Genomic DNA, 14836 nt, shown 5'->3' with positions numbered 1-14836 from the left:
GTAAAAGAGGCATCACACGGCCTCTTATCGTGCGAATGGAATGAATTTGACATTTGATACCGACCTGCGGCGATATCTGTTGCGATTTTTGTACCTGCGGGTGGAATCGCTCCTGCATTTGTCCTAAGGCATCAAGCGACTTGAACCGTTTTCTGGAAGCGAGCGCGGTCGATCGCCGATCGGCAAGCCCCGTAAGCGGAGGCAGACTGCGAACATGCAGCGTGAACGGGATCGCAGCGCCTGCAGCCACCATCTTCAGCGGATGCACCGTCCTTGTCCATGATCGCAATCAAAGCCGGCAGTGCATTATCGAAAGCGCTAACGCATTGAGGGTCGAACTGGCTACCAGCTTTCTCGCGAATGTGCTCAACGGTGCGCTCCAATGACCAAGCTTCCTTATAGGGCCTTGCGGTTGTCAAGGCGTCGAAGTTGTCAGCAATCGCGACGATGCGTCCCGATATGGGAATGTCCTCACCCGAAAGTCCAAACGGATATCCTCGCCCGTCCCAGCGCTCATGGTGGCTGCTGGCGATCTCAGCGGCAAGTTGCAGCAGGGCGGATTTGGACTCCCGAAGGATGTCGCATCCGATGACCGTATGCCCCTGCATGATGGCAAACTCATCGTCTGTCAGCTTGCCGTTTTTCAGGAGGACAGCGTCCGGGATCGCCACCTTACCGATATCATGCATGGGCGAGGCAAGCCTGATATCCGAACAGAGCCATGGCTCTATTCCGTAGGACTTTGCGATCGCCTCCGAATACAAACCCACCCGGCGGGTATGGCGGGCAGTTTCGAAGTCCTTGTAGCTTGCCGCGATGGTAAGCCGATCGATGATCTCTTCCTCGCGGGCGCGCAATTCACCAACCGCTTTGTCGACCTCAGTTCGCAGCCACTCAGCCTTGTCGGCGAGCTTCTTGCGCGCATCCACGAGCGCCACCAGATTTCGAATGCGAGCCTGAAATTCAAGTGGGTTGACAGGTTTTGTCAGAAAATCGATCGCGCCGGCATTGAGCGCCGCCATTCGAGTGGCGGTATCCGTGTCGGCCGTCACGAACACGATTGGTTTGTCGCGGTGCCCCTCAAAACGAAGCAACTCGTTCACCAACTCTATGCCGTTGTAGACCGGCATCTGAAAATCGACAATGGCGATGTCGAAATCGAGCTGCTCGGCCACCGTCAGCACGTCTTCAGGTTGTGAATAGGCAATCGCTTCACAGCTGGGAAGCTTTTCCACCAATTTGGTGAGCAGCGAGAGGTTTGTTTTGTTGTCGTCTACCAGTAGAATGCGCATTTAACCGTTCCTATGCGGCGAGGCGTTGCCTGAATTCGCCTATGGTTTCTGCAAGTCGTGCGATGCTGTTTTCAGACATGGTCCCGCTGCGAAGTTGCTGTGAGGTGTCTGCGATCCGCTGAAGCCCGACGCTGCTAGCCGCGCCCTTCATCGTGTGAAGAAGACGGTCAGCACTGCGATAGTCGTTCGCAGCCAACGCTTCATGCAGCCCTTCGAGAAGTGTTGCGGCATCATCGAAGAAGCTTGATAGAAGTTGCGCGAAGGTTTCCTCTCCGAGCGCCGCTTCGATTTCGGCTTTTCGCGTAGCGAATGAATTTTCGGTATCGCCGTCTTGAACGTCTCCGGTCGGTGCCTCGAACATAAGCAGGCGCTGAGTTTCGATTAGCGCGCGGAGCTGCTGCAGTGAAATGGGCTTCGACTGGAATCCAGTCATTCCCGCTTCCTCGCACAGTCTGCGATCATCCTCGGACGCATTTGCCGTCATCGCAATAATCGGCGTGCTTTCTCGGTCATTTTCCGCTTCGCGGATCAATCGCGTCGCTTCGATCCCGTCCATTCTCGGCATCTGCATGTCCATCAAAATCAAATCGAATTCTTCATGAGCAGCCGCGTCAACTGCCTCGAAGCCGTCGCCGACAACTGTGACTTTTTGGCCAAGGTGGTTGAGTAAGCCAGCCGCGACCTGCTGGTTTACGAGATTGTCTTCAACAAGAAGTATCTTGAGAATTGGAAGCGTTCCTGGCAGGCCATGATCACCCAGGGCAGCTGACGGAGCTGGCAACACAGCGGCAACCACAGGTATTTCGAACCAGAATGTGCTTCCCTTCCCCTTCCTGCTTTCAACACCGATCCGGCCCATCATCGCTTCAATGATTTGTTTGCAGATCGTCAGGCCAAGCCCGGTACCGCCGTATTTACGACTGATCGAGGCATCCACTTGAGAGAACGGCTGGAAGAGCCTGCAAAGCCCGGCTTCGTCAATGCCGATGCCCGTATCCGATATTTCGAAGCGGAGAATCGAATTCTGAGACGTTCCAGCTTCCGTTACGCTCAAAGTGATTGTCCCGTTTGAGGTGAATTTGATCGCGTTGCTAAGGAGATTGAGAAGCACCTGCCGTAATCGTGTGGGATCCGTAGCCACAACAGGGATCCTAAAGGTCTCCGGCAAATGAAGTACGATCTGATTGCCCTGTTCGGTCGCACGATCACGTACCATCTCGATGGTGGTCGCTAGAACTGATTGGAGGTCGACAACCCTGACCTCGATATCAAGCTTCCCGTGCTCAATCTTAGCAAAATCCAGGATTTCGTTGATGACCTCAAGAAGGGCTTGTCCTGAACGTCTTATGGTGTGCATCCCCGCTGCAACCGAGGGTGGCAGGGGCGAAAGCTCAAGCAATTCTGCGGTACCGAGAATGGCATTCAAAGGGGTGCGGACTTCATGTCCCATCGTTGCCATGAACTGGGACTTAGCACGGTTGCCAGCCTCAGCATCGAGATAGGCGTCGTTCAGTTCGTTGGAAATAGCCTCCAGGCTAAGTCCTGCCAGACGCACGGATTTCAACTGGCGGCGCAAAGTGAAGATAAGCACTACCACGCAGCATACCAAAAGGACCACAAGCCAGGCGGACTTTAGTTGTAAGGCGAGCACTGCCTGACGCGCTTCGGCTCTGTCCGTGCTGACGTTATTATTGGTGTAGACCAACAGGCTTTCGGTTACTGACACCAGTTTCTCGAGCTCGTCATCGATCGGGGCCCACGTCGCAGGTTCGAACGATCCATGTGAAGCAAGAGCGTCAAAAACGCTGACCTTGCCGAAGACGATCGAACGAATGTCCGCGATCTGGCGTTCAACGGCAGAATCGAGTTTGAATTTTCTTTCGAACGAGGTTTTTTCCAGAATATTCATTCGCGAGTAGAGGATGTCGTAACGGGTGCCAAGCGCTTTAACAGTGCCACTGGACTTGTCCCTTTCAGCCAGCATCACGTGAAGTGTTTCGTGTAGGCGACGCGCCTCGCGGTCGAGCTGATAGACGGACCACAGAGCATTTTCGCGCACACCGTCCTGAAATGACGCGTACTTTTGGGAAATATCCATAAACAGGATGACAAGGCCCATCAGCAGCAGCACCGCGAAGCTTTGGAGAACAAATGTCGCTTTACTGGCTTTGCGGATGATGTCGCCGCTGCTCCGGGTGGAAACCGTCACTCGGAAACCTCAATGGTCTTGATTTGCCAGACGGAGCGCGAGAAGTATTTCTCGTTGAAGAGGCTAGCGTCCTTGTCGAAAGGGTAAATGAGAAACAGCGGCCCCTTGTCACGCACCGACATCGTGTCTCCGTTCATACGTGTGGCAAGAATGGTGTCCAGCTTTTCAGCATCTTCGACCGGAACCTCGGCCGAATAGTCATTCAAGGCAATGATTTTCAATTTTGTGCCGTGAGCGCCGGCCGCCTCCAGAATGGACCTAAGCAAGGGCCCGGAGAATTTTACTTTGCCTTCGGTCCAGGGTGTTTCCATCTCCCCTGTGTGGCTTGCAAGAGCTTCGAGCATAGGAAGGTCGAACTGTGCCGTCTCGGCTATATTGGGATGATCAAGGTGGGGAGCAGATACGGTGAGAATCACTTCCCCTTTTGGCTTATCGAGCGCGAAAGCCCAGGTCGGGAAGCATAAAGCTGTTAGCGCTAGAGATGTAAGAACCACGCGAATATGCATCATGAACTCCATGTGTACGCGGCAATGCACGCGATTTCACGCGGGCTTCAGCGTCGATATTTTAGGAAATTGCTCAAAGGCCAAAAGTTGCTGGCACAAACGTGGTAGCGGCATATTTGCCGTGCTGTGCCGGATCGACATCATGCCGTCCATCGCGCGTCCAACGTCCAAGAGGACACCCCAAATATAGGGGTGATTTCCTTAAATTAGATTAATCTCAAGAAGACGATTGTAAACTTGGCCCGCTTTTATTCAACGCAGAGCGCTGCGATAGCGGCAAAGCCTCAGTGAGGCCGCAGGCTTGATGATAGGGCAACATAACTTTTATGTTTGCCAGAGCGATACGCGCTGCCATATCCGAAAGCCAACTTGTTGCCTCCCAGGAAGGGTTCAGGTCGAAGCGCCGGCGCGCCGTCCGGTCAGCAGATCGCGCGGATGGGAGCGGGAGCTGGCAGCACTGCAAACGCAAGTTAAGAGCGTTGAAGAAACCTACAGCATAGATAAACTCCACCTTACCGTCGCGCGTGGATATGTCGCCAAGCTTCTTGGCAATGGCCGCATCAGCCGCTGGCTTGAACATCATCGCCAGGAATATCTCGGTGAATTCAGAAAATTGCGGAGATCAATCTCATCACTCTCCTTCCCAGGATGCTTTCGAGGCATAGGCTTTGGGGGGAATACCCAATAGCCGGCGGACGAGCAAATTGGTGATCGGGGAGTCTGCAATCAGATCGGAGCTAGAGATTCATGGATGCATTGGTCTAGCTTTCTCACTGCCGGGCATAAGTAGATTGTCGACGCGCGGCGTAATACGGATTCTCGCTGATCAGAACCCATTGGCCCATTGTTGCGTCCGATAGACATGATGCGCCATGGCTGGCTTTCGAGCCTTCGCCAGGCATCGCAGCAATGAGCGACGATGTCGTCGTAGGACTTGAAGATACGGTTTGACAGCCAGTTCTCGCGCATGAAGAGCCAGAGGTTCTCAACCGGGTTGAGCCCCGGCGACTTCGGCGGTAGCGGCATGATCGAGTTCCTGGCGATCTGCGTGATCTTGCGAATCGCAATGAGCAGAAGAGGAAGGACACTTCGGCAAGTGCAAAGCTGCGGCCGATTTTTGTAATCGTGGCAGCGGGGGACGATGCGCGCGGCCGAGAACAACGATCGGCGGATGACGTAATTCTCTTTGTGTTCCTTATCGATTTGTGCGCCAAGCATGTATATGCATGATACATATAAATCGAAGTCGTGCATTCATCACTCTGAGTGACGCCTACATATACCAGCCCCAAGGCTCATCGCTCTCGAATGAGGTGATCTGCTTGACTTCCAGATAGTTGTTGAGCCCCCACCTGCCGAGTTCGCGACCAATGCCGGACTGCTTGTAGCCGCCCCAAGGCGCTTCGGTGAAAGTTGGTTGCGAGCAGTTGATCCAGACGATGCCGGCGCGAAAGGCGCGGGCGACGCGCTCGCAGCGGGTCTTGTCCCTCGACATGACGGCGGCGGCAAGGCCGAACCGGCTGTCATTGGCCATGCGGATCGCGTCTGCCTCATCGCGGAACGTTTTTACGCACACCACCGGTCCGAAAATCTCCTCGCGCCAGACGGTGTTGTCCTCTCCCATATCAGTCAGAATGGTGGGTTCGAGGAAATAACCGGTGTCGAGACCATGCGGGCGCTTGCCGCCATGAGCAATGGTCGCGCCCTCACGGCGCCCACGGGCGATCATCGCCAGCACCTTGTCATGTTGCCCCCTGGAGACCAGCGGGCCGAGCAGCGTGCCGTCTTCAAGGCCATCGCCGATCTGGATTTTTGTGGCCTCTGCCACCAACCGCTCCAACAGTGCCGGATAGAGGCTTTCCTCGACCAGCACGCGCGAAGTTGCGGAGCAGACCTGGCCCTGGTTCCAGAAAATGCCGAACATGATCCACTCGACGGCCTTGTCGATATCGCTGTCGGCGAAGACGACGAAGGGCGACTTGCCACCCAGTTCGAGGCTGACGTTCTTAATGTCGCGGGCTGCCGCCGCCATGATTTTCGCACCTGTTGGCACCGAGCCGGTGAACGCCAGCTTGTCGACATCCGGGTGCTCGGAAAGCGGCTGGCCGGCATCCGGTCCAAGGCCGGTCACGACGTTCAGCACGCCGGCCGGAAGCCCCACCTCTTCCGCGATAGCGGCCAGTTCCAGTGCCGTCAGCGGTGTGAGTTCGGATGGTTTCAGCACCATGGTGCAGCCGGCGGCAAGGGCCGGCGCGACCTTCCACGAGGCCATCAGCAGCGGATAGTTCCAGGGAATGATGGCGCCTGCGACACCGATCGGCTCGCGCACCACCTTCGACGAAAAACGCGGTTCGGACAGCGCAATTGTCTCTTCCGGGTTGTCGTCCAGTTCTTCCGCCAGCCCGGCATAAAACGAAAAGCATCCAGCGGTGTCTTCGATGTCCCACACGGCTTCCGGAAGCGGCTTACCATTGTCGATTACTTCGAGATGCCCAAGCTCCTGCTTGCGCTCCAAAATCTTCTCGGCCATGGCGCGCAGATATCCGGCGCGCTCTCGTCCGCTCATCCTTGGCCATGGGCCGGTATCGAAGGCACGCCGCGCTGCTGCAACCGCAAGGTCGATGTCTTCGGCTGTACCGGCAGGGGCATGGTGGATGACCTCCTCCGTTGCTGGATTGACCACCGGGAACGTGCCGCCGTTGACGGGTGCACACCATTGACCATCGATGAAAAGCTTATGCCGCATGTCGTCCCTTTCCAGACTTAGTCTTCGCGGCGGTTGACCGGGCGTTGCCCGGTCAACCGATGAGTTTGAGGATCGCCTCGGCGGCGCGGGTAGCACCGGCAAATGCCTGCATCTTCGACGCGTTCTCCTGCAAGCGCGCCTGCATGGCGCGGTCGGATAGAAGCCTGTCGATGACGCCGGCCAGTTGGTCTGGCGACCAGTTGTAGCGATCGAGCATACGACCGACACCGGTCTCCTCGGCGCGGCGCGCGTTGTCATGCCCGTCCCAGCAATAGGGCATCACCAGCGAGGGAACGCCGTAGTAAAGCGCTTCGCAGAAGCTGTTATTGCCGCCGTGGTGGATGAACAGGCTCGATTGCTCGACGACGGACGGTTGCGGGAACCAGTTGTCGAGAAAGACATTGTCCGGGACCTGAACATATTCGTCGCGCCAGTGACCGGCATTGATGAGGAAGCGATAGGGCAGGGTGGCGAAGACATCGATCATCCGCTGGAGCATGTCGACATCCATGGCGCCCAGCGACCCGAAACTGGTCAGAACCAGCGGGGCATCGTTGCGGCTGGCAAAGCGCGGCGCCTGATAGGGCGTCTCGCGGCGCACGCAGCCATCCAGGAAGATGAAACGCTGCGGATCAAGCGGTTCGGCGCGGCGGTGGCGAATGATCTCCGGCGCCAGAAGAAGATTGAGGTCCGGCGAAGCGTCGAGAAACAAGGGTGCGGCTGGCGGCTTCAGCCCGCAGTCAGCCACGAAGGTGGAAAACTTCTTGTAGGCGGCGGCCGTTACTTTGTCATAGGTCCCGGAAAAGGTCTTCCAATCGGAGCCCGGTGTTTCTGCAAGCCCGGAGAGATAGGGCGGGACGAGGGCATCGGGAATCTCGGTCTCGGCGCAGGAAACCACCCGGATCCACGGCACTCCGGCTGTCGCCACAGCCGGAAACATCACCACATTGTCCAGCACGATGGCATCCGGCTTCAGGCGCGCCAGCAATTGCCGCAGTGGTTCCTCGACGCTGATTGCCGTCTCGACGATCGCATCCCAGGTAGGGCCGACATAGGAGGTTAGCTGCTCGAAGGGCGTCTGCCGGAAGGCGTCTTGATGGCGGCCGATGAAGTCGTTCCAATCGGTCGTCTGGACCGGTCCGCAGCCGCCCAGCTGATATTCGGCGAAGCCATATTCGGCAAAAACGCCGCTAAAGCCTGGGTGACAGATGAACACGGGCCGAGCACCGAGCCGTCGCAGTTCCTGTGCGATGCCGACACAGTTGAGGGCGGCGCCGTAGCTTGCTTCGGGGAAGAGGGCAATGGTCTTTTGATCTGTCATCTATTCGGATTTGGTTGTCTTATCGCGATACGAGCTTGAAGGCAGGGGGCACGCCGCGACCCGCAAGGCGCGGTCTCAGCGATTGCGACAGCTGTATATGCACACGCATCAGATCGGCGGCAAGCTCCATCTGGCCACGCTCGATCTGCTCGAGAATCTGGATGTGCTCCAGATTGGATTGCATCAGCCGGTAGGTGTTGACATGGCCTGCTGCGGCGTTGGCACGCCGGCGCCGGTGGTGGTTTGTCAGCGCCTCCGCCATGAAGGGATTGCCGCAGCCCCGCGCCACCAGCATGTGGAAGTCGAAATCGGTGCGCTCGAACAGTTTACGGTCGAAATCCGCCTCGCTCATGCTGCGCAGGATCAGCATGGATTGTCTAAGCGACGCCAGCGCCGGCAGGTCGCGGCGGAACTCAGGCAACGTCAGTGTCAGCGGTTCGGTGGCCAAGCGGAATTCGTAGGATTTGGCAACCGCATCGGTTCCCAGCGCGAACTGCTTCAGCAACCATTGCTGACCGGCGCCGCGCTCGGCCAGATTATCCTCGGCAAGTTTTTGCAGCGCGTTTTGTACCGTCTGCCGGGAGACGTCATAACGTCGCTGCAGACCCGCAACCGTCTGCGCCTCGGTGATCCGTCCCGCCGACAGATCGCGCAGGATGGCGCTATAGACCTCTGTTTCCCCATCGTTTTCGCCGCCATCATCAAGCCGCGCCACCGTGATCGGATCGACGGCCAGCAGAAAGCCGCCTTCGGCATCGGCGGTGATCAGCGCTCGTTCCGAAAGCACCTGCAGGGCCTTGCGCACCGGCGTTCTGGAGACATTGCAGTGCGAGGCGAGCGCCTGTTCGGCAAGTCGCTCGCCCGGCGACATGCCGCGCTCACTGGCAAAATCCAGTATTTTTTGCGCCAATTCCACATGGCGGTGATGAATGCGCCCCGGCTCTATCGCCATGTCCCACCTGTCGTCGTAAGGGCTGCATGCTGGCCTTTTCCAGATCGTTTCGCAAGCCTTGAGCCGCGATTTTTGGTAGCAGTCGAAAAAATTCAGATTCCCTATTGACGTATTTTTTTTAAAAATAATACTGCGGTCCAACGGCGACATGAGATCGGGCTACCGACGCCTCGCCGAAGAGGTTGGAACAATCAACAAAAGGGAGAGATCCGTGCAAACCAAAAACGGATACGCCAGAACGCGTGCCTATGCCGTCCACCTGCTCGCCGCGACAATGCTGGCCGGCAGCCTTGGTGCGGCCCATGCTGCCGATCTCGTCATCTCGAACTGGGATGGCTATATGGCAAAGGACATCGCCGAGACGTTCAAGGCCGCGACCGGGCTTGAAATCGAAGTGGTCAACCATGCCACCAACGAAGAAATCATGGGCAAGCTGATGGCGAGCCAGGGCAAGGGCTACGACATCGTCTTTGTGTCGTCGCCCTTTGCCGAAATCCTCAATCACCAGAGCCTGGTCGAGCCGCTCGACAAGGCGGCCATTCCGAACCTGTCCAACCTCTATCCGGAAGCGGCAAGTCTTGCCTATGATCCCGGCAATGCCTATTCGGTGCCCTATACCTGGGGCACGACAGGGCTGTGCTATCGTTCGGATCTGGTCAAGACGGTACCGGACAGCTGGATGAACCTGCTGGCCCCGTCCGATGACATCAAGGGCAAGACCACGATGCTGGCGACCGACCGCTGGCTGATGGCGGCAGGCGAACTGGCCAAGGGCTACTCGGTCAACGAGACGGACCCGGCAAAGATCGCCGAGGTCAAGGATCTGCTGATCGCGGCGAAGAAGACGCTGCTCGCCTATGACGATACGACCTTCTATTCCAAGCTCGTCTCCGCCGAAGCCTCGCTGGTGCATGCCTGGGACGGCTGGTGCAATTACGGCATCACCGAGAACAAGGACATCAAGTTTGTCGTGCCGAAGGAAGGTTCGGATCTGTGGGTCGATACTATCGTCGTGATGAAGGGCTCGGAAAAGAAGGACGCGGCGATGAAGTTCATCAACTTCATCCTCGATCCGACAAACCATGCCTGGGCTGCCCAGAACATCCTCTACAAGGTGCCGAACAAGGCAGCGATGGAGAGCCTCGACAAGGCGCTGATCGAGCAATATCCGAACATGGGCATGACCCCTGCGGAACTGACCAAGTACGAGCTTTTGCGTGACTTGGGCGCTGCCCAGAAGGACTATTCCCGCGCTGTCAGCGAGATCAAGGCCTCCAACTAAGCCGGCTAGCAATCGGTTTCGACACCGCTGTTCGATGAGGGAGGCGTGCGTCTCCCTCATCGGTACCTCTTTGGCCGCCGTGCCAATCCGCGGCCGTCATGGTCCGGCCGTCACGGCAATGCCATCTCCTGGAACGCCTGCATGTCCTATCAATCCGCCCGATCGAACCTGCTCGCCGCGCCGGCCATTGCCTGGCTCGTTGTGTTCATGGTGGCGCCGTGCCTGCTGATTCTGTCCTACGCCTTTTTCGAACGCGGCGTATGGGGAGGGATCGAGTATACGGTCACGCTTGAAAACTTCGCCCGCGTCGTCGATCCGCTTTACGCAAAGATTTTCCTGACATCGGCGCGCATAGCCGGCCTTGCCACGCTGCTGGCCATCCTGATCGCCTATCCGGCAGCCTATGCAATCAGTCGCGCGCCGCGCCTGCGCCAGCCCATGCTGCTGTTCTTCGCGGTGCTGCCCTTCTGGAGCAATTACCTGATCCGCACCTATGCCTGGATGGTGCTGCTCAATCGCGAGGGTCTGATCAACAATCTGCTGCGCTGGTTCGGCTACCAGGGCGAACCGCTATCTCTGCTCTACACGGAAAGCGCGGTGATCATCGGCCTTGTCTACAACTATCTGCCCTTCGTGATCCTGGCGATCTATTCATCCCTGTCGCGGCTCAATCCGGAACTGATGGAAGCCTCCCGCGATCTTGGCGGCGGTCCGATCCGGACCTTCTGGCGCGTCACGCTGCCGCTCACCCTGCCGGGTGTGGCCGCCGGCGGCGTTTTCGTCTTCGTGCTGTCGATCGGCAATTTCGTGACACCTGCGCTGCTTGGCGGCGGTCGTTTCCAGATGATCGGCAATGTCGTCTACGACCAGTTCCTGAGCGCCAATGACTGGCCGTTCGGTGCAGCGCTTGGCCTCGTATTGATCGCCATCATGATCCTCCTCCTAATGCTGCAGGCCCGGGCGACCGCCCATGCCAGTGGCGAGCGCGCGAGGGTGGAGCCATGAGCGCGGCAAGACCCTCGCGCCTTCAGGGCCGTCTTGTCCTGTTCGCCGTGTTCGGCTTTCTCTACCTGCCGATCGCCGTGCTGGTGGCGCTGTCGTTCAACGATGCTGGCCTGCCGACAAGCTGGTCGGGCTTTTCGTTCAAATGGTACGCGGCGCTCGCCGGCAATGGCGAGATTCTGGGTGCCGCCTGGAACACGCTGGTCGTTGCCCTTTTCGCGACCCTGATCTCGACGGTGCTCGGAACGCTTCTGGGGCTCGGCATGGAAACGCGGCGGCGCAAGAGCACAGGGCTTGAGGCGCTGGCGTTTGCGCCGATGGTCATTCCCGACATCGTGTTGGCGGTCGCGCTGCTCACCTTCTTCTCGCTGTTGAACGTGACGCTCGGCCTGCACACGATCATCATCAGCCATGTGATCTTCGATCTCGCCTTCGTCAGTTCGGTGGTCAGGGCGCGGCTCAAGCATTTCGACTATTCGATCGTCGAGGCGTCGCGGGATCTCGGCGCCTCCGGCTGGACGACATTCTGGCGCGTGACATTTCCGGTGCTCTTGCCGGCGATCATTGCCGGCGGCCTGCTCGCCTTCACGCTTTCGGTTGACGAGTTCATCATCGCCTTCTTCACCGCCGGCGCCGGACGGTCCTCGATCACCCTGCCGATCCAGATCTATTCGATGATCCGGTTTGGCATCACCCCGGAAATCAATGCCCTTGCCACGATCGTCATGGGGGTCAGCGCGCTGGCGCTGCTTATCTCCCAGTGGCTCAACAAAGAACAGATGCAATGACCGACACGTCCCTTGCCCATGAGCCGATCCTGACGATCGACGGCCTGCACAAAAGCTTTGGTCCGGTGGCCGCCGTCGATCACGTGTCGCTGGACATCCGACGCAACGAGTTCTTTGCCCTGCTCGGTCCGTCCGGCTGCGGCAAGACCACGCTGTTGCGCATGCTGGCCGGCTTCGAGACGCCGAGCTGGGGGCGTATCCTGCTGGAGGGGAACGACATTTCCAAGCTGCCGCCGGAAAAGCGGCCGCTCAACCTGATGTTCCAGTCCTATGCCCTGTTCCCGCATATGACCGTCGCCCAAAACCTTGCCTATGGCCTTGAGATGGACCGGCTGCCGAAGGCGGAGATAGCCCGGCGCGTCGAGGAGATCATGACGGTGACCGACCTTGGCCAGTTCGCCGCCCGCAAGCCCGAGCAACTGTCGGGCGGGCAGAAGCAGCGCGTCGCGCTCGCCCGCGCCCTGGTCAAGCGCCCGAAGGTGCTGCTGCTCGACGAACCGCTCGGCGCCCTCGACAAGAAACTGCGCGAACGCATGCAACTCGAACTGAAACGTCTTCAGCATGAGGTCGGCATTACCTTCATCATCGTCACCCACGATCAGGAAGAGGCCCTCGTCATGGCCGACCGCATGGCGATCCTGAAAGACGGCAGGCTGCTGCAATGCGGTTCGCCCGAGGAGGTCTACGAGACGCCGGCGGATCGCTTCGTCGCCAACTTCATCGGCGTGATGAATTTCATCGACGGTGCGGTCGGACAGGATGGCGGCTTCAGCGCCAAAGGGCTGAGCCTTGCCGTCAAAACCGATATCCGCGGCCCGACAACACTCGCCGTCCGGCCTGAAAACATCACGGTGGCGACAAGCGGGGCGGGCATCGCAGGAACGATCGTCGACATGGCCTATCACGGTCTCGACCGCGTTTTGCATGTCCGGATCGCCGCCAGCCAGGTGCCGCTCCAGGTGCGGGTGGCGGCCAATGCCTTGGTACCCCACACCGTCGGCGAAACGATCCATATCGTGATCGACCCGGATCGCATCCGGCTATTCCAGATTTAAGAATCAAAGGGGAACCCCATGTCGCAAAAGACAATCGCATTTTTTCCCGAAGCCGCCTTCGGTCCGGCTTTGAACTCGGTCGGAATCGCTCAAGCGGTCGAGGCGCTCGGTCACAAGGCTGTCTTCCTGTCCGATCCGGGTTTCGTATCGGTCTATGAGGGCTATGGCTTCGAGGCCCATTCGGTGAACCTGTCGGAACCGATGCCGCCGGAACAGATGGCAAAATTCTGGGAGGACTTTATCAACGGCCACATTCCGAACTTCCGCAAGAGCCCCTACGAGCAGATCGATACCTATGTAAAGGATTGCTGGACGGCGATCGTCGACAGCGCGAAATGGGCGCAGAAGGACCTTCCGGGCGTATTGGAGCGGATCAAGCCCGACCTGATCTGCGTCGACAATGTTATCCTGTTTCCGGCCATCAAGCAGTCCGGCAAACCCTGGGTGCGCATCATCTCCTGCTCGGAAAACGAGATCGAGGATCCGAAGATTCCGCCGCATCTGTCGGGCTGCGGCGCCAAGGATTTTGCCGGACACGCGGCCTATCGTGACCATTTCAATGACGTCATCAAGCCGATCCATGATGACTTCAACACCTTCCTGACATCGACGGGCGAGGCGGCCTATCCGATCGGCCAGTTCTTTGAGGCCTCGCCCTTTATGAACCTGCTGCTCTATCCGGAGGCCGTCAAATTTGAACGCGAACACCCCCTCGATCCCGGCCAGTTCCAGTATCTCGAAGGCTGCGTGCGCTCCGAAAAAGCCTATGACGTGCCTGTCTTCAAGGCCAACAACGATAAGCCGCTGCTCTATGTCAGCTTCGGCAGCCTGGGCGCCGGCGATACGGATCTTCTGAAGCGGATCATCGCCACAGTCGGCACGCTGCCCTACCGGGCGCTGGTTAATGTCGGCGACTACAAGGACCAGTACGAAAACCTGCCCGACAACGTCATCATCGACAGCTGGTTCCCGCAGCCCTCGGTGATCCCGCAGGTCGATGCCGTCATCCATCATGGCGGCAACAACTCGTTCACCGAGTGCCTCTATTTCGGCAAGCCGGCGATCATCATGCCCTATGTCTGGGACGGTCACGACAATGCGACCCGCGTCGATGAAACCGGCCACGGCTTCAAGATGCCGCGCTATGACTGGACCGACGAGGATCTGGCCACCCGGCTCGATCATATGATCAACGATCCCGTCATGAAGGCCAAGCTGGTTGCCACTTCAACCCACATGCAAAGCCAGAACGGACCGCAGAAGGCAGCCGGCATTCTCGACGCCTTGCTCAAGGACGGCCAGGACAATGGTTGATACCCTGAAGACGACGGCGCCGCATATCCATGGCGCGACCACGTTTGACGATCTCGTCGACTGGGGCGTGCAGTCGGATGCCATCGAAGGCACGTCGACATCGACCGGACGCCTGCTGTTCAAGGGGCCTAACAACCAGCCGGAAACCGGCATCTGGGTCTGCACGCCCGGTCGCTGGCGGCTGTCGATCCCGCGCGACGAGTTTTGCCATTTCGTTGCCGGGTCAGCGACCTACCGCTCCGACGACGGCGAGGTGATCGAGGTCGCCGCCGGGACGGCGGTAATGTTCAAAGCCGGCTGGACCGGCGAATGCACGGTCCACGAGACCATGCGCAATATTTATATGCTGGCCTGAACGGTCGCTCGAAA

General features: G+C 58.4%; 13 protein-coding genes and 1 pseudogene. 7 read left to right on the top strand and 7 right to left on the bottom strand.

Going from position 1 to position 14836, the window contains the following annotated elements; genetic code table 11:
• Positions 1-131: 131 nt before the first annotated feature.
• From PY308_RS22595 to PY308_RS22585, 3 genes are read right to left on the bottom strand one after another with little or no spacing between them, the layout of a single operon-like run.
• Positions 132-1292 (bottom strand): HD domain-containing phosphohydrolase, encoded by a 1161-nt coding sequence (locus PY308_RS22595; protein WP_275791612.1) that lies wholly within the window; start codon positions 1290-1292, stop codon positions 132-134.
• Between the two features lie 10 nt (positions 1293-1302).
• Complete coding sequence (locus tag PY308_RS22590) at positions 1303-3501, bottom strand: ATP-binding protein (protein ID WP_275791611.1); 2199 nt, start codon at positions 3499-3501, stop codon at positions 1303-1305.
• Positions 3498-4010, bottom strand: coding sequence for a putative pterin-binding protein (locus PY308_RS22585; protein ID WP_338051097.1), 513 nt, complete (start codon positions 4008-4010; stop codon positions 3498-3500). Before PY308_RS22585 ends, PY308_RS22590 begins: the two co-directional genes overlap by 4 nt.
• 301 nt (positions 4011-4311) lie before the next feature.
• On the opposite strand from PY308_RS22585, the gene PY308_RS23035 reads away from it, so the two are divergent.
• Positions 4312-4695: a plasmid partitioning protein RepB C-terminal domain-containing protein gene (locus PY308_RS23035; protein ID WP_350339851.1), complete on the top strand. Its 384-nt coding sequence runs from the start codon at positions 4312-4314 to the stop codon at positions 4693-4695.
• Positions 4696-4833: 138 nt separating this feature from the next.
• Here PY308_RS23035 and PY308_RS22575 read toward each other — a convergent pair.
• The 4 genes and pseudogenes from PY308_RS22575 to PY308_RS22560 all read right to left on the bottom strand — a co-directional run.
• Positions 4834-5048, bottom strand: a pseudogene (locus PY308_RS22575) (transposase); the annotation flags it as partial.
• A 232-nt stretch (positions 5049-5280) separates the two neighbouring features.
• Complete coding sequence (locus tag PY308_RS22570; RefSeq protein ID WP_275791609.1) at positions 5281-6753, bottom strand: aldehyde dehydrogenase family protein; 1473 nt, start codon at positions 6751-6753, stop codon at positions 5281-5283.
• Positions 6754-6805: 52 nt separating this feature from the next.
• On the bottom strand, positions 6806-8074 hold the full coding sequence (locus PY308_RS22565) for a glycosyltransferase (RefSeq protein ID WP_275791608.1): 1269 nt from the start codon (positions 8072-8074) through the stop codon (positions 6806-6808).
• A 19-nt stretch (positions 8075-8093) separates the two neighbouring features.
• Entirely contained in the window at positions 8094-9026 is a 933-nt protein-coding gene (locus tag PY308_RS22560; protein WP_275791607.1) for a GntR family transcriptional regulator, read from the bottom strand.
• A 274-nt stretch (positions 9027-9300) separates the two neighbouring features.
• Here PY308_RS22560 and PY308_RS22555 point away from each other — a divergent pair, with 274 nt between their 5' ends.
• The 6 genes from PY308_RS22555 to PY308_RS22530 all read left to right on the top strand — a co-directional run bounded on the left by PY308_RS22555 (position 9301) and on the right by PY308_RS22530 (position 14822).
• On the top strand, positions 9301-10308 hold the full coding sequence (locus PY308_RS22555; protein WP_275791615.1) for a polyamine ABC transporter substrate-binding protein: 1008 nt from the start codon (positions 9301-9303) through the stop codon (positions 10306-10308).
• A gap of 141 nt (positions 10309-10449) precedes the next feature.
• On the top strand, positions 10450-11313 hold the full coding sequence (locus PY308_RS22550) for an ABC transporter permease (RefSeq protein WP_275791606.1): 864 nt from the start codon (positions 10450-10452) through the stop codon (positions 11311-11313).
• Positions 11310-12098, top strand: coding sequence for an ABC transporter permease (locus PY308_RS22545; RefSeq protein ID WP_275791605.1), 789 nt, complete (start codon positions 11310-11312; stop codon positions 12096-12098). Before PY308_RS22550 ends, PY308_RS22545 begins: the two co-directional genes overlap by 4 nt.
• Positions 12095-13153, top strand: a complete 1059-nt coding sequence (locus tag PY308_RS22540; RefSeq protein ID WP_275791604.1) for an ABC transporter ATP-binding protein — start codon at positions 12095-12097, stop codon at positions 13151-13153. The genes PY308_RS22545 and PY308_RS22540 overlap by 4 nt, the downstream gene beginning before the upstream one ends.
• 18 nt (positions 13154-13171) lie before the next feature.
• A complete protein-coding gene (locus PY308_RS22535; protein WP_275791603.1) occupies positions 13172-14467 on the top strand; it encodes a glycosyltransferase in 1296 nt (431 codons plus the stop codon).
• A gap of 4 nt (positions 14468-14471) precedes the next feature.
• Positions 14472-14822 (top strand): cupin domain-containing protein, encoded by a 351-nt coding sequence (locus PY308_RS22530; protein WP_275791614.1) that lies wholly within the window; start codon positions 14472-14474, stop codon positions 14820-14822.
• Positions 14823-14836: the final 14 nt, after the last annotated feature.

The sequence above is a fragment of the Pararhizobium gei genome (genome assembly GCF_029223885.1).
Lineage (GTDB): Bacteria > Pseudomonadota > Alphaproteobacteria > Rhizobiales > Rhizobiaceae > Pararhizobium > Pararhizobium gei.
This window is presented reverse-complemented; position numbering and strand designations above follow the sequence as displayed.